This is a genomic window from Micromonospora sp. CA-244673, assembly GCF_050948395.1.
GTDB lineage: Bacteria > Actinomycetota > Actinomycetes > Mycobacteriales > Micromonosporaceae > Micromonospora.
Window position 1 is genome coordinate 6,929,105 of record NZ_CP192019.1, and the last position, 23,535, is coordinate 6,952,639.

General features: G+C 72.7%; 19 protein-coding genes and 1 tRNA gene. 13 read left to right on the forward strand and 7 right to left on the reverse strand.

Translation table 11 applies throughout. The features are described from left to right. Nucleotides 1–65: 65 nt before the first annotated feature. From ACQP12_RS31915 to ACQP12_RS31925, 3 genes are read left to right on the forward strand one after another with little or no spacing between them, the layout of a single operon-like run. Entirely contained in the window at nt 66–653 is a 588-nt protein-coding gene (locus ACQP12_RS31915) for an Rv0361 family membrane protein (protein WP_433283723.1), read from the forward strand. A gap of 26 nt (nt 654–679) precedes the next feature. After that, complete coding sequence (locus ACQP12_RS31920) at nt 680–1,654, forward strand: ArsA-related P-loop ATPase (protein WP_357941861.1); 975 nt, start codon at nt 680–682, stop codon at nt 1,652–1,654. 54 nt (nt 1,655–1,708) lie between these two features. Continuing rightward, entirely contained in the window at nt 1,709–2,860 is a 1,152-nt protein-coding gene (locus ACQP12_RS31925) for an ArsA family ATPase (RefSeq protein WP_433283725.1), read from the forward strand. 25 nt (nt 2,861–2,885) lie between these two features. On the opposite strand, the gene ACQP12_RS31930 is transcribed toward ACQP12_RS31925, so the two are convergent. Beyond that, the gene (locus tag ACQP12_RS31930; RefSeq protein WP_091266889.1) at nt 2,886–3,206 is read right to left on the reverse strand and encodes a WhiB family transcriptional regulator; all 321 of its coding nucleotides are present in this window, start codon (nt 3,204–3,206) and stop codon (nt 2,886–2,888) included. Between the two features lie 402 nt (nt 3,207–3,608). On the opposite strand from ACQP12_RS31930, the gene ACQP12_RS31935 reads away from it, so the two are divergent. Beyond that, entirely contained in the window at nt 3,609–6,059 is a 2,451-nt protein-coding gene (locus ACQP12_RS31935) for a penicillin-binding protein (RefSeq protein ID WP_433283728.1), read from the forward strand. A gap of 67 nt (nt 6,060–6,126) precedes the next feature. On the opposite strand, the gene ACQP12_RS31940 is transcribed toward ACQP12_RS31935, so the two are convergent. Continuing rightward, a complete protein-coding gene (locus tag ACQP12_RS31940) occupies nt 6,127–6,582 on the reverse strand; it encodes a GatB/YqeY domain-containing protein (protein ID WP_357941867.1) in 456 nt (151 codons plus the stop codon). A gap of 25 nt (nt 6,583–6,607) precedes the next feature. On the opposite strand from ACQP12_RS31940, the gene ACQP12_RS31945 reads away from it, so the two are divergent. The 3 genes from ACQP12_RS31945 to ACQP12_RS31955 all read left to right on the forward strand — a co-directional run bounded on the left by ACQP12_RS31945 (nt 6,608) and on the right by ACQP12_RS31955 (nt 9,102). Continuing rightward, nucleotides 6,608–7,501 carry a metallophosphoesterase gene (locus ACQP12_RS31945; RefSeq protein WP_433283730.1) on the forward strand — a complete coding sequence of 298 codons (894 nt, stop codon included), beginning with the start codon at nt 6,608–6,610 and terminating at the stop codon, nt 7,499–7,501. Nucleotides 7,502–7,635: 134 nt separating this feature from the next. After that, nucleotides 7,636–7,712, forward strand: a tRNA-Pro gene (locus tag ACQP12_RS31950). 289 nt (nt 7,713–8,001) lie between these two features. Next, nucleotides 8,002–9,102 (forward strand): calcium:proton antiporter, encoded by a 1,101-nt coding sequence (locus ACQP12_RS31955; RefSeq protein ID WP_357942004.1) that lies wholly within the window; start codon nt 8,002–8,004, stop codon nt 9,100–9,102. Between the two features lie 67 nt (nt 9,103–9,169). Here the strand turns inward: ACQP12_RS31955 and ACQP12_RS31960 are convergent, their stop codons facing one another. Next, nucleotides 9,170–9,643, reverse strand: a complete 474-nt coding sequence (locus ACQP12_RS31960) for a hypothetical protein (RefSeq protein WP_433283732.1) — start codon at nt 9,641–9,643, stop codon at nt 9,170–9,172. Between the two features lie 217 nt (nt 9,644–9,860). Between ACQP12_RS31960 and ACQP12_RS31965 the strand changes: the two genes are divergently transcribed. The 3 genes from ACQP12_RS31965 to ACQP12_RS31975 all read left to right on the forward strand — a co-directional run bounded on the left by ACQP12_RS31965 (nt 9,861) and on the right by ACQP12_RS31975 (nt 14,434). Beyond that, a complete protein-coding gene (locus tag ACQP12_RS31965) occupies nt 9,861–10,550 on the forward strand; it encodes a hypothetical protein (RefSeq protein WP_357941872.1) in 690 nt (229 codons plus the stop codon). Between the two features lie 4 nt (nt 10,551–10,554). Continuing rightward, nucleotides 10,555–13,065, forward strand: a complete 2,511-nt coding sequence (locus ACQP12_RS31970; protein WP_433283734.1) for a hypothetical protein — start codon at nt 10,555–10,557, stop codon at nt 13,063–13,065. Nucleotides 13,066–13,153: 88 nt separating this feature from the next. After that, nucleotides 13,154–14,434 carry an MFS transporter gene (locus tag ACQP12_RS31975; protein WP_357941876.1) on the forward strand — a complete coding sequence of 427 codons (1,281 nt, stop codon included), beginning with the start codon at nt 13,154–13,156 and terminating at the stop codon, nt 14,432–14,434. Between the two features lie 71 nt (nt 14,435–14,505). Here the strand turns inward: ACQP12_RS31975 and ACQP12_RS31980 are convergent, their stop codons facing one another. Then, the gene (locus ACQP12_RS31980; protein ID WP_433283737.1) at nt 14,506–16,248 is read right to left on the reverse strand and encodes a bifunctional metallophosphatase/5'-nucleotidase; all 1,743 of its coding nucleotides are present in this window, start codon (nt 16,246–16,248) and stop codon (nt 14,506–14,508) included. 285 nt (nt 16,249–16,533) lie between these two features. Between ACQP12_RS31980 and ACQP12_RS31985 the strand changes: the two genes are divergently transcribed. Next, entirely contained in the window at nt 16,534–17,337 is an 804-nt protein-coding gene (locus tag ACQP12_RS31985; protein WP_433283739.1) for an alpha/beta fold hydrolase, read from the forward strand. Between the two features lie 305 nt (nt 17,338–17,642). On the opposite strand, the gene ACQP12_RS31990 is transcribed toward ACQP12_RS31985, so the two are convergent. Further along, nucleotides 17,643–18,422, reverse strand: coding sequence for a phosphodiesterase (locus tag ACQP12_RS31990; RefSeq protein ID WP_433283741.1), 780 nt, complete (start codon nt 18,420–18,422; stop codon nt 17,643–17,645). A gap of 218 nt (nt 18,423–18,640) precedes the next feature. Between ACQP12_RS31990 and ACQP12_RS31995 the strand changes: the two genes are divergently transcribed. Continuing rightward, nucleotides 18,641–20,059, forward strand: a complete 1,419-nt coding sequence (locus tag ACQP12_RS31995; protein WP_433289549.1) for a diguanylate cyclase — start codon at nt 18,641–18,643, stop codon at nt 20,057–20,059. Between the two features lie 49 nt (nt 20,060–20,108). Here ACQP12_RS31995 and ACQP12_RS32000 read toward each other — a convergent pair whose 3' ends face one another. Continuing rightward, nucleotides 20,109–21,167 carry an aspartate-semialdehyde dehydrogenase gene (locus tag ACQP12_RS32000; protein WP_433283743.1) on the reverse strand — a complete coding sequence of 353 codons (1,059 nt, stop codon included), beginning with the start codon at nt 21,165–21,167 and terminating at the stop codon, nt 20,109–20,111. A 5-nt stretch (nt 21,168–21,172) separates the two neighbouring features. Next, nucleotides 21,173–22,438 carry an aspartate kinase gene (locus tag ACQP12_RS32005; protein ID WP_151462326.1) on the reverse strand — a complete coding sequence of 422 codons (1,266 nt, stop codon included), beginning with the start codon at nt 22,436–22,438 and terminating at the stop codon, nt 21,173–21,175. A 240-nt stretch (nt 22,439–22,678) separates the two neighbouring features. On the opposite strand from ACQP12_RS32005, the gene ACQP12_RS32010 reads away from it, so the two are divergent. Next, nucleotides 22,679–23,461, forward strand: a complete 783-nt coding sequence (locus ACQP12_RS32010) for a hypothetical protein (protein ID WP_433283745.1) — start codon at nt 22,679–22,681, stop codon at nt 23,459–23,461. The last annotated feature ends 74 nt before the right edge of the window (nt 23,462–23,535 follow it).

Genomic DNA, 23,535 nt, shown 5'->3' on the forward strand with positions numbered 1-23,535 from the left:
GCCACGCTCGATCACGTGTCCGTCGCCTGGGGCGGCGTCGGCGCGCCGCACCCCGGGGGAACGACATGACCCAACCGCCCATCGGTGGCGCCGCCGGCTCGCCCGGAGGTCCCGCCCACCCGGAGCCGCCCGCCGGCGCCGCGCCGGCCCCCGGCGCCCTGCCCGCACCGGCGCCCGGCTACCCGCCGTACCCGCAGCCGACCGCCCCGAAGAAGCGGCGCGGCCTGCTGATCGCCTCGATCGTGCTGGCCGCGGCGATCCTGCTCTGCGGCGGTGGCGGCACGGCCGCGTTCCTCGCCCTGCGCCAGGCCGAGGACGGCCAGGGCGCCAAGGAGCCGACGGTCGCGGTGGACGGCTTCCTCACCGCCGTCTACAAGGACCGGGACGCCCGCGCGGCGGCCACCTTCGTCTGCTCGGCGTCCCGCGACGACGAGAAGATCGCCGCCAAGGTCGCCGAGGTGCGGAAGTACGCCGGGCAGTACCAGAACGCGCGGTTCCGCTGGACCACCCCGAAGGTGGACAACCAGACCGGGGACCGGGCCACGGTCAGCACCCGGGTCACCATGACCACCGCCGACGAGAAGATGGCCGACCAGGAACTGCGTTTCACCGTGGTGCGGAAGACGGGTTGGTGGGTCTGCGAGGTCGCCTGACCGCGGCGGCTGGATAGGCTCGACGGGTGGCAGCGACTGAGCAGCCGGCCGAGTCCGCCGGCAGATGGCCGGCCCGCCTGCACGTGGTGACCGGCAAGGGCGGCACGGGCAAGACCAGCGTGGCGGCGGCGCTGGCCCTCGGGCTGGCCGCCGGCGGCCGGCGCACCCTGCTCGTCGAGGTGGAGGGGCGGCAGGGCATCGCCCAGCTCTTCGGCACCGACCCGCTGCCCTACGAGGAGCGGCACCTGGCCGACGCACCGGGCGGCGGCGAGGTGCGCGCCCTGGCGGTCGACGCCGAGGAGGCGCTCCTCGAGTACCTGGACATGTTCTACAAGCTCGGCGCGGCCGGCCGCGCGCTGCGCAAGCTGGGCGCCATCGACTTCGCCACCACCATCGCCCCGGGCCTGCGGGACGTGCTGCTCACCGGCAAGGTCAAGGAGGCGACCACGCGGACCAGCGGGCAACGCCGGGCGTACGACGCGGTGGTGCTGGACGCGCCGCCGACCGGGCGGATCGGCCGCTTCCTCAACGTGACCGCGGAGACCGCCCGGCTGGCCAAGGTCGGCCCGATCAAGACCCAGAGCGAGGGGGTCTCAGCGCTGCTCCGGTCGCCGATGACCGCGGTGCACGTGGTCACGCTGCTGGAGGAGATGCCGGTCCAGGAGACCGTCGACGCGATCGCCGAGCTGACCAACCTCGGCTTCCCGGTCGGCCGGGTGATCGTCAACGGGGCCCGGCCTCCGGTGCCCGCCGACCGTCCGGTGACCGCCGCCGAGCTGAAGCGCGGGCTGGCCGCCGCCGGCCTGCCGACCGACGCCCGGACCGTGGCCGGCCTCGCCTCCGAGGCCCGTGACCAGCAGGTACGCCGGGAGCTGGAGGACTCGCTCCGCGCCGACCTGGAGGAGCTGGGCCGGCCCCTGACCGAGCTGCCGCTGCTGCCCGGCGGGGTCGACCGGGCGGGGCTGGAGACGCTTGCCGAGACGCTCGTCCGGGCGGATTGACTCACACCTGCGGCCGGCACGGAGCAGAGAGACCCTCTCGACCGATACGCTCGATTGGTGCCTTCCGAAGACGCGGCGCCACCGCTGGACGTCGACCAGATCCTCGCCGATCCGGGCGTACGGATCGTGGTCTGCTGCGGGGCGGGCGGAGTGGGCAAGACGACCACCGCGGCGGCGCTGGCGCTGCGGGCGGCCGAGCGGCACGGCCGGCGGACGGTGGTGCTCACCATCGACCCGGCCCGCCGGCTGGCCCAGTCGCTCGGCCTGACCGAGCTGGACAACACCCCACGCCAGGTCAAGGGCATCGACGTCGAGTCCAGCGGCGGTCAGTTGCACGCCATGATGCTCGACATGAAGCGCACCTTCGACGACGTGGTGCTCCAGCACACCGATCCGGCGAAGGCGGCGGAGATCTTCGCCAACCCCTTCTACCAGGCCATGAGCTCCACCTTCGCCGGCACGCAGGAATACATGGCGATGGAGAAGCTGGGCCAGCTGCACGCGCGGGGCGAGTGGGACCTCATCGTGGTCGACACCCCGCCGTCCCGCTCGGCGCTCGACTTCCTGGACGCGCCGGCCCGGCTCTCCCGCTTCCTCGACGGGCGCATGCTGCGGCTGCTGCTCGCCCCGGCCCGCAGCGGCGGGCGGAGCATGTTCAGCCTGGTGACGGCCAGCTTCGGGATGTTCTCGAAGGTGGTGCAGAAGGTGATCGGCGCCCAGTTGCTCACCGACCTGTCCGGCTTCGTCGCCGCGCTGGACTCGATGTTCGGCGGGTTCCGCCAGCGGGCCGAGCAGACGTACCGCATCCTCCAGGCCCGGGAGACGGCGTTCCTGCTGGTCGCGGCACCGGAGCCGGACGCGGTCCGGGAGGCCGCCTACTTCGCCGGCCGGCTGGGCGCCGAGCGGATGCCGCTCGCCGGCCTGGTGCTCAACCGGGTGCACCGGCCGGCGGTGCCGGACCTGTCCGCGGCGGACAGTCTGGCCGCCGCGGAGCGGCTGGCCGATGCGGGCGGGCACGAGCGCACCGCCGAGGTGCTGCGGGCGCACGCCACGCTCGCCGAGCAGGCGGCACGTGAGGAGCGGGTGGCGGCCCGGTTCACCGAGGCGTTCCCGGCGGTGCCGGCGGTGTCGGTGACGGCGCAGCCCGCCGACGTGCACGACGTCGACGGGCTGCGGACGATCGGCGAGGCGATCAGCCGGCGCTGAGCGGCGCGGCCGACCGGCGCGTCGGTCAGTTGGCCGTGGTCACGAGGACCTTGTCCCGGCCGGCCTTCTCCTTGGCGTTCTTCTTCATGGCCGCCTCGAACATCTTGCGCCAGCTGGTGACCTGCGGGTGCCGCCGCAGCAACGCCCGGCGCTCGCGTTCGGTCATGCCACCCCACACACCGAACTCGATCCGGTTGTCGAGCGCGTCGGCCAGGCACTCGTACCGAACTGGGCAGCTCCGGCAGATCCTCTTCGCCACGTTCTGTTCGGCGCCCTGTACGAACAACGCGTCCGGGTCCCCGTTCTGACACGCCGCCAGTGACGGCCAGTCAGTGATCATGCCCATCTGTACACGTCCCCCCTTGCTGTGCCTACCGACTTCGCGCGACCAGCCGTCCGGTTCCCCCCGGTCGTCCGGGCCGGCCTCCCCAGGGCGGCGCGGACGACGTGTGGCTGCTGTCGCCGCCACCATCATGCTGTGTAGTCGCCTGATTACGCAACGTTGTCGGCGAAATCCATCATTCCGGACACTCCCGGCTTCCCGGGCTTTCGCCCGCCGTCTACCCCGGCGGAGTAGGTGAAAACGCTGCGCCACTCCCCCGTTCGGGGGAGACTTCTGCCAGGTTTCACGCAACCACGCACCGGGGTTCGTGCGTTTAGCACAACGAGGCCGGCGCGCGCAGGAAATGGGGAAACTTCCCCGCGCGCCCCTCGTTCCCTACTCGCGTACCCTGTCGAGGTGACCTGGATGCGGAAACGTGACCACAACGTGCTGACCAACGCCGCATCGCTACTCATCTGTGGCCTGTTGGCCGGCGTGGTGGTCGCCGCGGCGGCCTTCCCCGCGGTGGCGATGTCCGGACTTGCCGCCAAGGCGGGGGCCGAAACCTTCGGCGCGCTCCCCACCGAACTGACGGTGGCCCGGGCCCCGCAGATCACTTACCTGCTGGCCTCCGACGGCAAGACGCCGCTGGCCACGATGTACGACGAAAACCGGCGCGACGTGAAGCTCAAGGACATCGCGCCGATCATGCAGAAGGCCATCATCGCGGCCGAGGACCACGACTTCTACAAGCACAACGGCGTGGACCTCAACGGTGTGGCCCGGGCGTTCGTCAACAACCAGTCCGGGACGAACTCGCGGCAGGGCGCCTCGACGCTCACCATGCAGTACGTCCGGCTGGCCATCTCGTACTCGGCGACGCACCCGGCCGACGTGGTGGCCGCGACCGAGGACACCAGCGCCCGCAAGCTGCGCGAGATGCGCTACGCGCTGCAGATCGACAAGGAGCTCTCCAAGGACGAGATCCTGGAGCGCTACCTGAACATCGCCGCCTTCGGCAACGGCGCGTACGGCATCTACGCCGCCAGCCAGGTCTACTTCAACAAGCCGCCGAGCAAGCTCGACATCCAGGAGTCGGCGATGCTCGCCGGCCTGGTGAAGGCGCCGACCGCGTTCGACCCGACCACCACGGCCGGCTACGACGACGCGGTCGGCCGGCGTGACTACGTCATCGACAACATGGTGCAGATCGGCGCCATCACCAAGGAGCAGGCCGACCAGGCCAAGCAGATCAAGCTCAAGGTGGCGAAGAAGCGCACCCCGAACGGCTGCGTCGCCACCAACACCCGGTCCTGGGGCTTCTTCTGCGACTACTTCTACCGCTGGTGGCTCCAGCAGGAGACCTTCGGCTCCACCTCGTACGACCGGGAGCGGCGGCTGAAGAGCGGTGGCTACACCATCACCACCTCCCTGGACGTGCAGGCGCAGAAGGGCGCCGACAAGGCGGTCCGCAACCAACTGAGCGAGTCGGCCACGGCCGCCCGGATGGTGGCCGTCGTCGAGCCGGGCAGCGGGCGGGTCCGCGCCGTCGCGGTCAACCGGAACTTCAAGCTCGACGACCCGGACCACCCGCAGAACAAGATCTCCAGCGACCCGAAGAAGGCCAAGAAGAACATCCGGGGCAACCGCCCGAACACGGTGAACCCCCTGGTCACCGGCGGCGGCGGCATCACCGGCTACCAGGCCGGCTCGACGTTCAAGATCTTCACGCTGGTGGCGGCCCTGGAGAAGGGCTACCCGCTCAGCTACACCATCAACGCGCAGCACCAGTTCAGGTCGGAATACATCATCGACTCCGGCAACCCGGCGGCGTGCAAGGGCACGCACTTCTACTGCCCGCAGAACGCCGGGAAGTCGATGGCGGGCGTGCACACCATGTGGAGCGGCTTCGGCGCCTCGGTCAACACCTTCTTCGTCGAACTGCAGCAGCGGGTCGGCGCGGAGAACGTGGTGAAGGCCGCCGAGAAGCTCGGCATCACCTTCCGGGCCTCCAACGACGCCAGCTTCGCCGCGAACAAGGACGCCGCGCACCAGTGGGGCGCGTTCACCCTGGGCGTCTCGCAGACCACTCCGCTGGAACTGGCCAACGCGTACGCCACGCTGGCGGCCGACGGGAAATACTGCGAGCCGATCCCGGTGCAGGAGATCCGGGGCCCGGACGGCGAGAAGCTGGACATCGCCAACCCGCGCTGCGAGCAGCGGATCAGCACGCAGGTGGCCCGGGCCGCCGTGGACGCGGCGCGCTGCCCGCTGGGTGACCGCTCGTCGACGTCCAAGTGCAAGAACGGCACCGCGAGCAACGTCCGGGGCATCGTCAACGCCCCGGTGGCCGGCAAGTCCGGCACCACCGACGGGGACAAGACCTCCGCCCTGGTCGCCATGACCAAGCAGTACGCGGTGGCCGGCATCGAGGCCGACCCGGACTGGCCGCAGACCAACCAGCGGATGAGGCACAACGAGGTGCCCTGGGGCATCAACCCGGCGGTCTACCAGACGCTGCGCGACGCCATGAAGGGCAAGGAACGGATCAACTTCACCCCGCCCAGCGGGAAGATCATCGAGGGCGATCAGCGCTCCATCCCCGGCGTGAAGTGCGAGTCCGTCGACACCGCCAAGTCGCGGCTGCGCGGCGCCGGCTTCGAACCGGTGGTCTCCGACAGCAAGGTCCCGTCGGAGTGCCCGGTGGGCACCGCGGCCGGCACCAGCCCGGACGGGCGCACCATCAAGGGCGGCGTGGTGATGATCGAGGTGAGCGCCGGCGGCGGCCAGCCGAAGCCCGGCACCGGCACCGGCCCCGGCGGGCCGGTGGTCCCACCGCCGCCCAACCAGGGCCGCCCGGGCCGACCGCGCGGCTGACCCGAGCAACGCCAGCGGGCGGGCACCCCACCGGGTGCCCGCCCGCTTCGTCGTCTGAGGGGTGCGGTCAGAGACCGAGCTGGCGGCGTACCTCCGCGGCGACCCGGCCGCCCTCGGCGCGGCCCGCCACCGCGGCCTGGGCCGCCTTCATGGCCGGGCCCATCTGCGCCTTGCCGGTGAAGCCGCCCGCGGCGAGCGCCCCCGAGACCAGCCCGGCCAACTCGTCGTCGGAGAGCTGCTTCGGCAGGTAGCGGTCCAGCACCTCACCCTCGGCGGTCTCCTTGCCGGCCTGCTCCGCGCGACCCGCGTCGGCGAAGGCGGTGGCCGCCTCGCGGCGCTTCTTCGCCTCCTTGGTCAGCACCGCGAGCACCTCGTCGTCGCTCAGCTCGCGCTTCTCCTTACCGGCGACCTCGGCGTTGCCGACGGCCGCGAGGGCCATCCGCAGCGTGGAGGTGGTCAGCTCGTCGCGGGCCTTGAGGGCGGCGCGCATGTCTGCGGTGAGGCGGTCCTTCAGCGTGCTCATGGACGGTCAAACTACCCTGAACGCCATGCGAAAGCGCACACTATTCCGGCTCGCGGCCGGCACCGTCGCCGCCGGGGCGGCCACCCTGGCGTACGCGTCGCTCATCGAGCGCAACATGTTCACCCTGCGCCGGTACGACGTACCGGTGCTCCCGACCGACGCCGAACCGCTGCGCGTACTGCACCTGTCGGACCTGCACATGATGCCTGACCAGCGGCGCAAGCAGGACTGGGTGGCCTCGCTGGCCGCCCTCGACCCCGATCTCGTGGCGGTCACCGGGGACAACATGGCCCACCCGGGCGCGGTGCCGGGTGTGCTGCGCGCCCTGCAACCGCTGCTCGACCTGCCCGGCGCCTTCGTCTTCGGCTCCAACGACTACACCGGGCCGGTCCTGAAGAACCCGTTCACCTACTTCCTACCCGACCGGGAGTACACCGAGGGCGTGCCGCTGCCGTACGAGGAACTGCGCGACGTCTTCACCGGCGCCGGCTGGGTGGACCTCAACAACGCGCGGACCACCCTCAAGGCCGGGGGCCGGGAGATCGAGCTGGCCGGCGTGGACGACCCGCACATCGAGCGGGACGACTGGGCGGCCGTGGCCGGGCCGGTCAGCACGGGCACCGCGCTCTCCATCGCCCTGGCCCACTCCCCGGAGCCGGCCGTGCTGGACCGGATGGCCGCCGACGGCTTCGGGCTCCTGCTCGCCGGGCACACCCACGGTGGACAGGTCTGCGTGCCCGGCTACGGCGCGCTGGTCACCAACTGCGGGCTGCCCCGGTCGATGGCGCGCGGGCTGCACCGCTGGCCCGGTTCCGACTCGTGGCTGCACGTCTCGGCCGGCCTGGGCACCCATCCCACCGCGCCGGTGCGCTTCGCCTGCCCCCCGGAGGCGACCATCCTCACCCTGATCCCCCGCTGACCTCCACCGCGCAGATCTTGGTACGAAACGGCCCCTGGAGGGGCCTCCAGCTACCAAGATCTGCGGCCGGGTCGGCGCGGGGGGTACCGAGTTTGACCATCGGAGCGGGTGGGCTACTATTTGTCGGCACGCCTCGGGGTGTGGCGCAGCTTGGTAGCGCGCTTCGTTCGGGACGAAGAGGTCGTCGGTTCGAATCCGGCCACCCCGACCAGAGGCCAAAAGGCCAGGTGAGAAGTAATCTCACCTGGCCTTTTGTCATGCCCTGGGCCCTCTCCTGCGCCGCGGGATGGCGGCCCGCCCTCCGCCGGTCAGGACAGTCGTGCCGGCGTGCGCAGGAAGAGCGCCGTGCCGGAGGCCAGCTCGGTGCCGGTGATGCCCCAGTTCCGCCGGGGCTCACGAGGCACCCGGCACGGCCCCGTAGCCGAACCGGTGACAGATCACAAGCGTCCCGCCACGGGCAGTTGATCGTTCTTCCTGGCAAGGTTGATGTCATGGCCGCCATGATCCGATCCCGCCTGACCGATTGGACCACCCTCCTACCCCTGATCGCGGTCCTGGTGCTCGCGGCCACCTGGGGCCGGGAGCTGCCCGGTCCGCTGATCGTGGTGGTGGCCGCGCTGCTCGCCGGGGCGGTGCTCGCCGCCGTGCACCACGCCGAGGTGGTGGCGCACAAGGTGGGCGAGCCGCTCGGCTCCCTGGTGCTCGCGGTGGCGGTCACCGTGATCGAGGTCGGTCTCATCGTCACCCTGATGATCAGCGGCGGCGACAAGACACAGGCGCTGGCCCGGGACACCGTCTTCGCCGCCGTGATGATCACCTGCAACGGGATACTCGGCCTGTCCCTGCTGCTCGGCGCGCTGCGCCGGCGGGTGGCGGTGTTCAACCCGGAGGGTACGGGTGGGGCGCTGGCCACCGTGGCCACGCTCGCCACCCTCAGCCTGGTGGTGCCGACCTTCACCAGCCGGCCCGGCCCGCAGTTCTCCCCCGCACAGCTCGCCTTCGCGGCGGTCGCTTCGCTCGCCCTGTACGGCCTGTTCGTGATGGTGCAGACCGGCCGGCACCGCGACTACTTCCTGCCGGTGACGCAGGAGGGCAGCATCATTCCCGAGGACGCCGACGGCGACGGGCACGCCGACCCGCCGTCCGGGCGTACCGCCCTGGCCAGTCTGGTGCTGCTGGTGGTGGCGCTGGTCGCGGTGGTCGGCGACGCGAAGACCATCTCCCCGGCGATCGAGGCGGGCGTCGAGGCGGCGAACCTGCCGCAGGCGTTCGTCGGCGTGGTCATCGCCCTGCTGGTGCTGCTGCCGGAGACCCTCGCTGCCGCCCGGGCGGCCCGCCGGGACCGGGTGCAGATCAGCCTCAACCTGGCGCTCGGTTCGGCCATGGCCAGCATCGGCCTGACGATCCCGGCCATAGCGCTGGCCTCGATCTGGCTGGAGGGCCCGTTGTTGCTGGGCCTCGGCGGCACCCAGATGACGCTGCTCGCGCTGACCGCGGTGACCGGCGTGCTCACCGTGGTGCCGGGTCGCGCGACCGTGCTCCAGGGCGGGGTCCACCTGGTGCTGCTCGCCGCGTTCGTCTTCCTCGCCGCCAGCCCGTGACCGTCGCCAGCCCGTGACCGTCGCCAGCCCGTGACCGTCGCCGGCCCGTGACCGTCGCCAGCGGCGGTCAGTCGTGCAGCTCGGTGCGGGCGACCTCGGCGAGCGCGGCCGTCAGGTAGTCGGCCAGGGGCCGGCCGGTGGCCGCCAGCAGGTCGGCGACGAGCAGCGGGGCGTGCCGGGCGATCGCGGCCGGATCCGGCGGCGCGTCGTCGTCGCCCGGGTCGTAGACGCCGAGCGCGCCCGCCAGCAGCACCAGCAGCACGTGCGGGTCGACGTCGGGCCGCCAGGCCGCGGTGGACCGGACGCACCGCTCCAGCACCTGTCGGACGTCGTCGCCGTCCAGCCCGTCGGGGTGGCTCTCCTCCAGCAGCAGCCGGACCACCCCGCCGAGCACCAGCCCGGCCCGGTCGGCGGAGGTGAGCCGCTCCACCGCCGGCTCGTACGCCGCACCGTCGCGCTCGACGGCGGCGGTCACGGCCTCCGTGGCGGCCTCGGCGATCTCCCGGGCGGATGCGGGGAGGTGGCGCCAGGTCGTGGTCACCGGGCCAGCATGGCAGACCGCACCGACAGGTCGCCGGTGAGCCGCACCAGGGGTGCCCCTCCCGGCCGGCCGGGATGTTTCGACCCCCTATATCCAGGGCACCGAGATCCGCACTGTTGATCGAGCGGCACGCGGCGCCCGAGATGCCGGATGCGCTCGGTCGTACGTCATGACAGGACCGTGGCACGCGACGCGCGTACCGGAATTGGAGCTGACCGTGAGCACACCGGAACTCACACCGTTGTCCCTCGACGAGTTGGCCGCAGAGGCGGCGACCGCACTGCCCACGAAGGAGGTGATCTCCCTCCTCGACCTCAACGTGGACCTCGACCTCGGGCTGGATCTCGCGGCGCCGATCGACCTCGCGGTGGCCGCCAACGCCAACGTCGCCGCCCCGATCGACGCCGCCGTGGGTGCCAACATCCTCTCCACGGGCTCGACCGCGGCCGCCCTGTCCGACCAGGGCGTCCTCATCGACCAGACCATCTCCGGCCACGCCATCGCCACCGCTCCCCAGGACAGCGCGATCGACCAGTCCAACGACGTGATCGACGACGGCACGACCGACCCGGGCACCACGGACCCGGGCACCACGGACCCGGGCACCGGTGACACGACCGACGGGGACGTCACCGTCCCGACCGACCCGGCCTCGATCCTCGACGGCGACCTGCTGAACGTCGACGTCAACGTGGCCCTCGACGCCGACCTCGCCGCGCCGGTCGCCGGCGCGGTGGCCGCCAACGCCAACGTCGCGGCCCCGATCGACGCCGCCGTCTCCGCGAACGTCGCGTCGGTGGACTCCAGCGCCACCGCCATCTCCCAGCAGGACGCGATCATCACCCAGCACCTCGACGACGTGACGGCGCGGGCCACGGCCGACCAGCAGGCCGAGATCACCCAGTAGCGCGATGACTGTCATCTCGCCGTCCGGCCCGATCACCTCGCCGGGGCGGGGCACCGTCAGCACGGTGCTCCGCCCCGCGGGGGGTCCCCGACCGGACCCGGACACCGCCGAGGCCACCGGATCCGGCGCGCGGGAGGTCGTGCCCGCCCACGCGCCCGGACTTGAACTGCTGGGCGAACTGCCGGGCTCCGGGTACCGCCAACCACCCGGGCTGGTACGGCGGGCCGACGGCCAGACCTGCCAGCTCACCCGCCTGCTGTACCTCGTTCTCGAGGCGATGGACGGCCGGCGCGGCTACCCGGAGATCGCGGCGGTGGTCAGCCGGAGGATCGACCGTCTGGTCACCGCGGACAACGTCCGGATGCTGACCGAGCAGAAGCTGCGCCCGCTCGGGCTCATCCGGCGATCCGACGGCTCCGCGCCGACGGCACGTAAGGCCAATCCGCTGCTGGCGCTGCGGTTCCGGCTCGTGGTCTCCAACCCCCGGGTGACCCGACGGATCACCCGGCCGTTCGCGGTCCTGTTCCGCCCCCTGGTCGTCGCCCTCGTCCTGGTCGCGTTCCTGCTGTCCACCGGATGGGTGCTGTTCGAGAAGGGGCTCGCCTCCGCGACCCACCAGGTGTTCGACAGGCCGGGTCTGCTGCTGCTGGTCTTCGCGATCACCATCGTCTCGGCCGGCTTCCACGAGTTCGGGCACGCCGCGGCCTGCCGGTACGGCGGCGCCACCCCCGGCACCATGGGCGTGGGCCTGTACCTGGTCTGGCCCGCCTTCTACACCAACGTCGACGACAGCTACCGCCTGGGACGGGCGGGCCGGATCCGCGTCGACCTCGGCGGCCTGTACTTCAACGCGATCGTCGCGGTGGCGATCTTCGCCACCTGGGCGGTCACCCGGTGGGACGCGCTGCTGCTCGTCATCGTCGCCCAGGTCCTGCAGATGCTCCGGCAACTGGCGCCGTTCGTCCGCTTCGACGGCTATCACATCCTGGCGGACCTGACCGGGGTGCCGGACCTCTACGCCCGCATCAAGCCGACGCTGCTCGGCCTGCTTCCGACCCGGTGGAACCGCCCGGAGTCCAAGGTGCTGAAGCCGTGGGCGCGGGTGGTGGTGACCCTGTGGGTGCTGATCGTGGTGCCCCTGCTCCTGATCACGCTGGTGCTGATGGTGACGGCCCTGCCCCGGGTCGTGGCGACCGCCTGGCAGGGCCTGCAGCGCCAGTCCGTGCTCCTGGTCGCGAACTGGGTGGACGGGGACGTCCCGAGCATCGGCGTCCGGCTGCTGTCCGTGCTCGCCATCTGCCTGCCCCTGCTCGGCACGGCGTACCTCCTGATCCGGCTGGTGCGGCGGACGGTCCGCTCGGTCTGGCGGGCCACGGCGGGCCGGCGGCTGCACCGCGTCGGCGCGGTGGTGGCCGGCGGCGCGCTGGTGGCGGCGCTGGTCTGGGCCTGGTGGCCGGACCCGGCGACGTACCGGCCGGTGCAGGAGCACGAGCGCGGCACCGTCGCCGACGCACTGCCCGCCGGGCAGCGGCATTCCGCCGTGCCGGCGGTCCAGCCGACGCTCCGGGTCGGGGAGCGGCGGACGGTGACCACCGTCTGGCCCGGCGCCACCACGCCGCCCACCCCGGGCGAGCAGCGACTGGCGCTCGTCCTGGTGCCCCGGGAACCCGCCTCGCCCGCGGCCGGCGGGCGCCCGCGGTCGACCTGGGTGTTTCCGTTCAACCCGCCCGAGGCGCCGGGCCCGGGAGACAACCAGGCCCTGGCGGTCAACACCCGGGACGGCTCCACCGTCTACGACGTGGCGTTCGCTCTCGTATGGGCCGACGGGGCCGAGGGCGACGTCGACAACCGCAACGAGGCGTACGCCCTGGCGAGCTGCCGGGACTGCCGCACGGTGGCGGTCTCGTTCCAGGTGGTGCTCGTCGTGGGGCCCGCCGACGTGATCGTGCCGGAGAACGTGTCGGCGGCCGTGAACTACTCCTGCCGGGACTGCCTGACGTACGCGGTGGCCTCGCAACTCGTGTTCACCGTGCCCGAGGGGCTGAGCGACGACACGAAGGACCGCATCACCGCGCTGTGGCGGGAGATCGAGCGGTTCGGCCAGCACATCCGAGGGCTCGGTCCGCAGGAGATCCAGGCCAGCCTGGAGGGGTTCAAGGCGCAGATCGTGGCGATCATCGGGACGGACCCGGCAGTCGCGGCGACGGCCGGCGGCACGCCCTCCCCGACCGCGGCGGTCCCGATGCCCGCCACCGGCCTGACCCCCGGCCCCACCGACACGCCGTCCGTCGCGCCGTCGGCGCCCGCCGGCTCCACCACGCCGGCGGCCGAGACCCCGTCGCCCGCGGACTCCGCGTCCACCGTGCCGGGAGCCACGTCGTCGGGTACGGCTCCGGAGGCTGCGCCGTCGCCCACGCCGGTCGAGGGGTCACCGTCGACCGCCACGGTCGAGGAGTCGCCGTCGACCGCCACGGTCGAGGGGTCGGAGATGCCGGCACCGACGCCGATCGGCTGAGACCCACCTCACCCCGTGAGCAACGGGGTGAGGTGAGCCACCCGAAAACCGTTCGCCGCCTGTCGTACCCCGGCAACAGAATCCAGGCATGCTGCGCCGCGCCCTGCCCGCCCGTCCCGAAGCCCGCCGGATCCTGATCGGCACGCTGCTGTCGGCCGTCGGGCGCGGCCTCACCCTGCCGTTCCTCTTCATCTACCTCACCGACGTACGCGGGCTGAGCGACGCCCGCGCCGGTCTGGTGATCGGCTGGTTCGGCGCGGTGACGCTGGCGCTGTCGCCGCTGGGCGGCACGCTGATCGACCGGTTCGGCGCGCGTCGGGTGGTGCTGCCCTGCCTGGCGATCGAGGCGGTCGGCACCGGCTCGCTGGCGCTTGTCGACTCGACGGCGTCGGCGTTCGGCGTGATGACGCTGATCGCCATCGGCAGCTCGGCGATCTGGTCCGGCCAGAACACGATTCTCGCCTCGCTCACCGGCGACGGTGAGCGGCAGCGGGTGTTCGGGTTGAACTTCGCGCTGCTCAACCTGGGCATCGGCGTGGGCGGCCTGATCTCCGGCGCGGTGATCGACGTGGCCCGGCCGGTCACCTTCCAGGCCATCTACCTGCTGGACGCGCTGAGCTACCTGATGCCGGGCCTGATCCTGCTGACCCTGCCGCATGTCGGCCACCGCCTGGTCGAGGACCGGTCGGCGGATGCCGCACCGGGGGCCGGGGGCTACCTCGCCGTGCTGCGGGACCGGCCGTTCCGCCGGCTGGTCATCTTCGGCCTGGTCCTCACCACCTGCGGCTACGCGCAGATCGAGGTGGGCTTCGCCGCGTACTCGGTGCGGGTGGTGGAGGTGTCACCTCGGGTGGTGGCGTGGGCGCTCGCCGGCAACACCGTGATGATCGTGCTCTCCCAGCTGCTGGTGATCCGCCGGATGGAGGGCCGGAGCCGGACGGGCGCCCTCGCGGCGGTGGGCGCGGTCTTCGCGACCGCCTGGCTGGTCCTCGGCGCTGCCGGCCTGGTGGGCACGGGCAACGCGCTGCTCGCGGCGCTCGGCGTGGTGGCCTGCTCGGCGATCTTCGGGTTCGGCGAGACGATGCTGTCGCCGGTGATGCCGGCGCTGACCAACGCGCTCGCCACCGACGAGCTGCGCGGCCGTTACAACGCCATGAGCTCGATGATCTTCGGGATCAGCGGCGTCATCGGCCCGGTCACCGCGGGGCCGCTGATCGGGGCGGCGCACGGCCGGCTCTGGGTGGCGGTCGTGGTGGGCGGGTGCCTGACCGCCTCGGTGCTGGCCCTGTCGCTGCGCCGGCTGCTCACCGGCGCCCAGGACGGCCGCGTCGCCGCCGTGGTCCCCGAGCCGGAGCCGGCGCACGCCTGAGCGCCTGTCGCGGCACACGAACGGGCCCCGGAGCATCCGCTCCGGGGCCCGTCGGTCGTGCGGGTCGGCCGTCAGGCGGCCGGAACCTCCGCGGTGGTCTGGATCCGGTCCAGCGCCGGCGCGGAGACCGGCGACTTCTCGGTCAGGTACGCGGTGAAGGCGTCCAGGTCGATCAGGCCGGTGACGGCGTTCGTGCCACCGGTGAGGACGCTGAAGCCGTCGCCACCGCCGGCGAGGAAGTTGTTCACCGTGACCCGGTAGGTCGCGGTGTCGGTGACCGGGGTGCCGTTGATGGTGAGGCTGCCCCGGACCACGCGGGTGCCGGTGCACGGCGACGCGGCCGGCGCGGTGGTGCCGTTGACGTCGACGACGTAGTGCACGGTGGAGGACGCGTACAGCACCTTGGCGGTGGTGAACTGCTGCTCCAGCATGCAGTAGAGCTGGGCGCCGGTCAGGTCCAGGGTCACCAGGTTGTTGGCGAACGGCTGGACGGTGAACGCCTCGGCGTAGGTGACCGGGCCGGCGTCGAGGTCGGCGCGGACACCACCGGGGTTCATGAACGCGGCGACCGCGTTCTGCTCGTTGTCGGTGGCGGCGAGCTGGGCGTCGGCGATCACGTTGCCGAGCGGCGACTCACCGGTCTGGTACGTCGGCTTGCCGTTGACGTCGACCCCGGTCTGGTACAGGTTCTCCTGGGTCTTGGTGAGCACGCCCGTGGTCTCGCCGACCACCTTGTCGGCCACCGGGCCGAGGGCGGTCTTGTAGCGGGTGATCAGGTCGTTCGTGGCCTCGTCCGGGTCGATGGTCCGGGTCACCACGACGTTGTTCGCCGAGGCGCTGACGATGTCCCTGCTCCGCCGGTCGATCTTCAGGTCGATGTCGGTGACCAGGCGGCCGAAGGAGCTGGCGCTCGTGACGAGCTTGCCGTTGATGTTGCAGTTGTAGGCGGCGTGGGTGTGCCCGCTGACGATCACGTCGATGGACGGGTCCATCCGGTTCGCGATGTCGACGATCGGACCGCTGAACCCGGTGCAGTCGTTGATGCCGCCGCCGTTCTGCACGCCACCCTCGTGCAGCAGCACGACGATGGCCTCCACGCCCTGCTTGCGCAGGATGCGGGCGTACTTGTTGGCGGTGTCCGCCTCGTCGGCGAAGGACAGCCCGGCGACGCCCTGCTGGCTGACGATCTGCGGGGTGCCCTCCAGGGTCATCCCGATGAAGCCGATCTTGACGCCGTCGATCTTCTTGATGCCGTACGGCGGCAGCAGCGGCTTGCCGGTGGCGGTCTTGAAGGCGTTCGCCGAGAGGTACTGGAACTCGGCGCCCTTGAACGGGGTGCCGTCGGCGCAGCCGTCGACCGGGTGGCAGCCGCCGTTCTGCATCCGGAGCAGCTCGGTGGCGCCCTCGTCGAACTCGTGGTTGCCGACGCTGGTGAACTCGAGCCCGGCGAGGTTCATCTCCTCGATGGTGGGCTCGTCGTGGAACGCGGCGGAGAGCAGCGGGGAGGCGCCGATCAGGTCGCCCGCGGCGACCGTGACGGTGTGGTCCCGCTCCTTCTTCGTGGTGCCGCGCAGCGCGTCGAGGTGGGCGGCCAGGTATGCCGCGCCACCGGCGAACTGCCCGTCGATGGTGCCGCTGGAACCGGTCGGCGGCTCCAGGTTGCCGTGGAAGTCGTTGATGGCGAGCAGCTTGACGTCGATCGGCTTCGGGCGGGCCTCGGCCTGGTCGGGGTGTACGGCGACCGCGGTGAACGCGGTGGCGGCGAGTGCGGCCAGGCCGACGGCGGCCCGGCGGCGCATCCCGGGGACGGACATGGAACTCCTCGTGAGATACCGGCGCGTGGTGTCCGGACGATGGTTCGCCCGGTGACCCTGATCCGTGCCGTGACAGGGGTCGATCGCGGAAGGCGGCAGTCGGGGGACACCGCCCCGCCGGGGGCAAGCTTCTCATCCGCGGGACGAGAGGTCGACCGGAGCGGCACAAGGAATGGTGAATATGGACGGCGACCTGTACCGGTCTGCCCGACGAGTCGGACATGACGGGCAGGTGAAATCCTTCACGGCTCTCCGCTGTCACCGGCGTGCAGTAGGAAGGGAGCCATGACGTCGAACGGCACCACCTGGACCGTGGACTCGGTGCGCTCCGCGGACGGCACCACGATCGCCTACGAGACGGCGGGCGACGGGCCGCCGATCATCCTGGTCGGCGGGGCCTTCAACGACCGGGGCACCACCCGCCCGCTGGCCGCCGCGCTGAGCGCCGACTTCACCGTGTACGGCTACGACCGCCGGGGTCGCGGCGACAGTGGTGACACCGGGCCCTACGCGGTGCAGCGCGAGATCGAGGACGTGGCGGCCCTGATCGACCGGGCGGGCGACGGGGCCCACCTCTACGGCCTCTCCTCCGGGGCGATCCTCGCCGCGTACGTGGCGGCGGAGGGGGTCCCGGTCGCCGGGCTGGCCCTCTTCGAACCGCCGTTCCAGGCCGGCCCGCACGGCGGCCGGAAGGCGGGGCTGGCTGGGCGGCTGAGCGAGCTCGTGTCGGCCGGCCGGCGCGACGACGCGGTCGCCCTCTTCCTGACCGACGCGGTCGGCGTGCCCGCCGGGGCGGTCGGCGGGATGCGCGACGCCCCCGAGTGGGGCTGGATGGCAGGGCTGGCGCACACCCTGGCCTATGACACCACGGTCACCGGCTACGGGGGCCTGCCCGCCGACCGGCTCGCGGCGATCGCCGCCCCCACCGTGGTGGTGGACAGCACCGGCAGCCCGCCGTGGCTGCGGGACGCCGCCGTGGCAACCGCCGAGGCGATCCCCGGGGCCACCCACCTCAGCCTGGCGGGTGGCTTCCACGAGGTGCCGCCGGAGGTGCTGGCTCCCGCGCTGCGCGACGCTCTGCTCGGCTGAACCCGCTCGGGCCGACGGGACGGCGTCGAGGGACCCCGTTCACGCCCACGGCGCCGGCTCCCAGGGACCAGGGAGCCGGCGCCGTGCGCGGGGCGGACCAGCAGGAGGGTGCGGCACCTGCTGATCCACGATCAGGTGTCGAGCGGGCACGCCGTCGACGCTGCCAATGTCACCGAGAAACGCTTGCGTCGACAACCTCTGCGCAGGCAAATACAACCACCGGGTGGCTGATCCCGACCGAACGGTGACCGGTTCTGCCGGTCCGCCCGGTAGCGCTCCCGGCCGACGCTCCGGCGCGTCGACGTTCAGAACCAGCAGGTCCGCCCGGCGGCGTGGCTGACCTGGACGGTGTGCGTCACGCAGCCCCCGTCGGCCACCCGGTGCAGCAGGAAGGCGGTCGGCTCGGCGACCCAACCGATCTCCTCCTCCTCCGTCATGGCCAGGCTGACCTGCATCCAGGTGCTCGGTGCGGTGGTCAGCACCGTCCCGGCGAACGCGCTGGTCACCGGCCGGTGCAGGTGCCCGGCGGCGACCCGGACCACATGGGGGTGGCGCCCGATCACCTCGGCGAGGGCGGCGGCGTCGGTGAGCCCCATGGCGTCCATGGCCGGGACGCCGACCGCGACCGGCGGATGGTGCAGGCAGACCACGGCGGGCACCTCGGCACGGCCGGCGAGCACGCCGTCGAGCCAGCCGAGCTGCTCGTCGCCGAGCCGCCCGGCATCGCTGCCGGGGGCGAGCGAGTCGAGCACCACGAGCGTGCCGTCCGGCTGGTCCACGTGGTAGTAGGCCGAGAAGCCGCCACCCAGGTACGGGGTGCCGCCGAAGGTGTCGAGCAGCGACTCCCGGTCGTCGTGGTTGCCCGCGGCGAGATGGACGGGCAGCGGGAAGCGTCCGATGATCTCGCGCAGCGCGAGATACTCGTCCGGCCGGCCGTTGTTCACCAGGTCGCCGGTGATCACCACGCAGTCCGGCCGGGGGCGCAGGGCGAGCACCCGGCCGAGCGCCCGGTGCAGCCCCGACGCCTGCTCGGCGGCGAGCAGGCCGGTGGTCACGTGCGGGTCGCTGAGTTGGGCGATGAGCATCGGCGCCTCCTGACGAGCCCGGGATCCTCACGCTATCGTCGCCGCCCCCGCCGCGGGGTCCCGTCACCCACAGGCCGCGTCCACAGCCTGTGGATAGCACATGTGTACGAAGGTCGCCGGCTCCCCCGCTGGGTACCCTTGATCGCGCCCCGCCCCCTCCGAGCAGGAACGACGTGGATCACGAGCGAGTCGTCCGGGACGTCACGGTCCGCCTTCCGATGGCGTCGACCGCGCTGGAGGCGTGCCAGTGGACCGTCGCGGCGCTGGCCCGGCACACCCCGGCGACGATCTCGATCCTGCTCCAGGTCCACGACCGGCTGCGCTGCGTCGCCGCCACCGGAGCGTGGCAGGTCTTCTCCACCGTGCCGCTGAAGAACCCGAGCGACAACCCCGGCCCGCCGCGCCGGGACCAGGAGCGGTCGATCGTGGCCCGGGTGTACGACTCCGGCGAGCCCGCCACCGTCCCCGACGTGACCGCCGACCCCGACTACCTCCCGGTACGCCCCGACGTCACCGCCGAGATCTGCGTGCCGGTGCGGGACCGGGCCGGCCGGCCGCTCGGCGTGCTGGACCTCCAGTGGAGCGGCCCGGTCGAGATCGACCGGTGGCGGAAGACCGCGCAGCGGCTGGCCGACCGGCTCGGCGCCCGGATCGCCGCGCTCGACGGCCCGCCGGCCGAGAGCCGCAGCGAGAAGCTGCTCCGGCACGCCGCCGCGATGACCACCGCACCCACCGACTGGGACCTGATGACCGCCGCGATCGCCGCGGCCCGGGACGTCTCGGCGCTCTCCGCCGCCGTGCTGATCCTCCCCGGCCCGCGCGAACCCCGGCTGGGCACGCCGACGGGCACCCCCGGAGCGCTGGAGACCCGGATCCGGGCCGAGCTGGCCGAGGCCGGGCCGGCGGCGCTCGCCCGGATGATCGCCCGCGCCCACCGGCACGGCTCGGCGTACACGCTGGGCGAGGAGGGGCATCCGCCGACCGAGGACTACCTGCCGCTGACCCGGGCCGGCGCGCGCACCCTCGTGGCGGTGCCGGTCGGCCCGGCGGAGGGCGGCGGCGTGCTGCTGGTCGCGGACGAGCGGCTGCTGCGCCCGGACCCGACCACGGTGAACCTCATCGAGCTGCTGGCCGGGCAGGCGTGGATCTGCCTCGACCGGCTGCGTACGCTCGCCCGGCTGCGCGAGCAGGCCAGCTCGGATCCGCTCACCGGGCTGCGCCACACCGGGCCGTTCGGGCAGCGGATCGCGAGCGCCACGCCGGGGCGTACCGCGCTGCTGGCCATCGACGTGGACGGCTTCAAGGACGTCAACGACACGTACGGCCACCAGGCCGGCGACCAGCTGCTGGTGGGGCTGGCCCGGGCGCTGGAGGGTGCGTTGCGCCAGGGCGACGAGCTGTACCGCACCGGCGGCGACGAGTTCGTCGCGGTGATCGAGGTGAGCCGCCCGGAGGAGGCCGTGCGGATCGCCGAGCGGCTCACCGAGGCCGCCCGCCGCACCGGCCGGACGATCAGCGTGGGCGTCGCTCTCCCGCGGCCCGGCGAAACCCCGGAGCGGACCCTGCGCCGCGCCGACCAGGCCCTCTACGCCGTCAAGCGGGACGGCCGCGACGGCGTGCAGCTCTCCGCCGCCTGACCGGCACGGCCACCCGCACCAGGTTGGCGGAGCGGACGCCGGCCGGCGATCAGCGGGTCAGCTCCCTGGCCAGCAGTTCGGCGATCTGGGCGGTGTTCAGGGCGGCGCCCTTGCGCAGGTTGTCGCCGGTGACGAAGAGGTCGAGGGCGCGCGGGTCGTCGACGGCGCGGCGGATCCGGCCGACCCAGGACGGGTCGGTGCCCACCGCGTCGATCGGCATGGGGAACTCGCCGGCGGCCGGGTCGTCGACAAGGATCACGCCGGGCGCGTTGCGCAGCACCTCACGGGCGCCCTCGGCGTCGACCTCGGTGGCGAAGACCGCGTGCACGGCGACCGAGTGACCGGTCACCACGGGCACCCGGACGCAGGTCGCGGAGACCTTGAGGTCGGGCAGCCCGAGGATCTTGCGCGACTCGTTGCGCATCTTCAGCTCCTCGGACGACCAGCCGCCGTCCGCGAGCGAGCCGGCCCAGGGCACCACGTTGAGCGCGAGCGGCGCCGGGAACGGGCCCAGCTCGTCGCCGACCGCCTGCCGGACGTCGCCCGGCCGGGAGCCGAGCACCCGGTCCCCGGCGATCTTGCCGAGCTGGGCGTGCAGCGCGTCCACGCCGGCCTGCCCGGCCCCGGAGACCGCCTGGTACGAGGCGAGCACCAGCTCGCGCAGCCCGTACTCGCGGTGCAGCGGAGCGATCGCCACGATCATCGCCAGGGTGGTGCAGTTGGCGTTGGCGATGATCCCCTTCGGCCGGTTGCGCACCTGCTCGGGATTGATCTCGGGGACGACCAGCGGCACGTCGCGGTCCATGCGGAACGCGCCCGAGTTGTCCACGGCGACGGCGCCCCGGCCGACGGCGACCGGCGCCCACTCGGCCGAGACCTCGTCCGGGACGTCGAACATCGCCACGTCCACCCCGTCGAACGCCTCGGGAGTGAGCGCCTGGACGGTCAGCGACTCGCCCCGGCACTGGATCTGGCGGCCGACGGAGCGCTCGGAGGCGAGCAACCGGATCTCGCCCCACACGTTGCGCCGGGAGGACAGGATCTGGCACATCACCGTGCCGACGGCGCCGGTCGCCCCGACCACGGCGAGGGTGGGCAGCGACGACATCCGCGCTACCGCCCGGTGCCGGCGTAGACGACGGCTTCGGTGTCACCGCCCAGTTCGAAGGCGTCGTGGATGGCCCGGACCGCCTTGTCGAGGTCGGTGTCCCGGCAGACCACGGAAACCCGGATCTCCGAGGTGGAGATCATTTCGATGTTCACCCCGGCCGCGCCGAGGGCGGCGAAGAAGCCGGCCGCGACACCCGGGTGCGAGCGCATGCCGGCGCCGATCAGGGAGACCTTGCCGACGTGGTCGTCGTAGAGCAGGCCCTTGAACTTGACCTGCTCCTGGATCTTGCTGAGCGCGGCCATGGCCGTCGGGCCGTCGGTCTTGGGCAGCGTGAAGGAGATGTCCGTGCGGCCGGTGCCCTCGGTGGACACGTTCTGCACGATCATGTCGATGTTGATCTCGGCGCCGGCCACGGTGTCGAAGATCCGCGCGGCGGCGCCCGGCTCGTCGGGCACCCCGACGATCGTGATCTTCGCCTCGCTGCGGTCGTGGGCGACCCCGGTGATCAGTGCCTGTTCCACAGGAAGGTCCTCCATCGATCCGGTGACCATCGTGCCGGTGTTGGTCGAGTATGACGAACGGACGTGGATCGGCAACCCTGCGCGCCGGGCGTACTCGACGCTGCGCAGGTGCAGCACCTTGGCGCCGCAGGCGGCCAGTTCCAGCATCTCCTCGTAGGTGATGTGCTTGATGTGCCGGGCGTTCGGCACGATCCGCGGGTCGGCCGTGAAGACGCCGTCCACGTCGGTGTAGATCTCGCAGACGTCCGCGTCGAGCGCCGCGGCGAGGGCCACGGCGGTGGTGTCCGACCCGCCCCGGCCCAGCGTGGTGACGTCCTTGGTGTCCTGCGAGACGCCCTGGAAGCCGGCCACGATGACCACCGCGCCCTCGTCCAGCGCGCCCTTGAGGCGGCCCGGGGTGACGTCGATGATCCGCGCCCGGCCGTGCACCGAGGTGGTGAGCACGCCGGCCTGCGAGCCGGTGAACGAGCGCGCCTCGTACCCCAGGTTGTGGATGGCCATGGCGAGCAGCGCCATGGAGATCCGCTCGCCGGCGGTGAGCAGCATGTCCAGCTCGCGGCCGGGCGGCAGCGGGCTGACCTGGTTGGCCAGGTCGAGCAGCTCGTCGGTGGTGTCTCCCATGGCGGAGACCACCACGACCACGTCGTCGCCGGCCTTGCGGGCGGCCACGATGCGCTCGGCCACCCGCTTGATCCGCTCGGCGTTGGCGACGGAGGACCCGCCGTACTTCTGCACCACGAGTGCCACGACGGTGCACTCCCTCCCAGCGACGACCCTGAGCGTGCCGGCGCCGCCGGTTTCTTCGGTCCGGCGGCGCGTGTCAGACCTCCCCAGGGTATCGGGCGGCGGTTGGCGCCGGGTCGGGTGATCCCACCATCCGGCCCGGCGTGGGCCGGTCACCGGCACCGGCCCGGCCGCGCGACACGCCGGCCGGAACACCCGCACGGGGGGCTCCCGGGAGCCGGGCCGGCACCGCAGAATGTCCCGGTGCACGCACACCGACGCGCGGCCCGGCGACTGACCGGCGCCCTGGCGCTCACCCTGCCCGCGCTCCTGGTCGCCTGCACCGCCGACCCGCCGAGCCCGGCCCCGACCAGCACCGCCGATCCGGTCCCGGCCGAGGCGGACGCGGCCCGGGACGAGCTCGCCGCGTTGGCCGCCGCCGCCCAGGACCGGCACCTCACCGCCACGTACGCCTTCGAACCGGCCGACGGCGCGACCCGGACGGTCACGGTGACCAGCGCGAACGACGGCACCTGGCGGGTGGACGTGCCCGGTTGGGGGCAGGGCGGCACGGTCGACGTCTCGCTCGCCGCCACCGGCGACGGGCTCTTCCAGTGCGCCCTGCCCTCGGCCGGTTGGGCACAGCCGGCGGGCTGCGTACGCCTCGGCGACGCCGACGACGCCGTCCCCCGCAGGCTGGATCCTCGGGTGCAGCACCCGTTCACCGACTGGCTGGACGTGCTCACCGACCGGCGCGCCCCGCTCGCCGTCTCGCCGGCCGCGCCGCTGCCCGGGGTGAGCGGCGAGTGCTACTCGGTCGAGTCGACCTCGGCCTCGCTGAACGCCCCGCTGGACGTGGGGATCTACTGCTACCTGCCGGACGGCACCCCGGCCGCGGTCCGGGCCGCCTTCGGCACACTGAAGCTGGCCGGCGAGCCGGGCGCGGCGCCGGCCACCGTGCCGCTGGCGGGGCCGGTCACCGAGGGCGAGCCGGTGAGCCGGGACGCGCCGTCGCCGACCGACAGCCCGGGCGCGGGAACGTCCTGACCTTCATGTCCGTTACGGGTGCCCTTGACCACATCTGCCGGGGCGGCCGACGCGGGCAAAACGCCCATCTGGGA

Bases quoted from the DNA above. Each gene is read 5' to 3' on its own strand.
- ACQP12_RS31915 (WP_433283723.1), top strand. From the start codon at position 66: ATGACCCAACCGCCCATCGGTGGCGCCGCCGGCTCGCCCGGAGGTCCC.
- ACQP12_RS31930 (WP_091266889.1), bottom strand. From the start codon at position 3,206: ATGGGCATGATCACTGACTGGCCGTCACTGGCGGCGTGTCAGAACGGG.
- ACQP12_RS31935 (WP_433283728.1), top strand. From the start codon at position 3,609: ATGCGGAAACGTGACCACAACGTGCTGACCAACGCCGCATCGCTACTC.
- ACQP12_RS31940 (WP_357941867.1), bottom strand. From the start codon at position 6,582: ATGAGCACGCTGAAGGACCGCCTCACCGCAGACATGCGCGCCGCCCTC.
- ACQP12_RS31945 (WP_433283730.1), top strand. From the start codon at position 6,608: ATGCGAAAGCGCACACTATTCCGGCTCGCGGCCGGCACCGTCGCCGCC.
- ACQP12_RS31955 (WP_357942004.1), top strand. From the start codon at position 8,002: ATGATCCGATCCCGCCTGACCGATTGGACCACCCTCCTACCCCTGATC.
- ACQP12_RS31970 (WP_433283734.1), top strand. From the start codon at position 10,555: ATGACTGTCATCTCGCCGTCCGGCCCGATCACCTCGCCGGGGCGGGGC.
- ACQP12_RS31975 (WP_357941876.1), top strand. From the start codon at position 13,154: ATGCTGCGCCGCGCCCTGCCCGCCCGTCCCGAAGCCCGCCGGATCCTG.
- ACQP12_RS31980 (WP_433283737.1), bottom strand. From the start codon at position 16,248: ATGTCCGTCCCCGGGATGCGCCGCCGGGCCGCCGTCGGCCTGGCCGCA.
- ACQP12_RS31985 (WP_433283739.1), top strand. From the start codon at position 16,534: ATGACGTCGAACGGCACCACCTGGACCGTGGACTCGGTGCGCTCCGCG.
- ACQP12_RS31990 (WP_433283741.1), bottom strand. From the start codon at position 18,422: ATGCTCATCGCCCAACTCAGCGACCCGCACGTGACCACCGGCCTGCTC.
- ACQP12_RS31995 (WP_433289549.1), top strand. From the start codon at position 18,641: ATGGCGTCGACCGCGCTGGAGGCGTGCCAGTGGACCGTCGCGGCGCTG.
- ACQP12_RS32000 (WP_433283743.1), bottom strand. From the start codon at position 21,167: ATGTCGTCGCTGCCCACCCTCGCCGTGGTCGGGGCGACCGGCGCCGTC.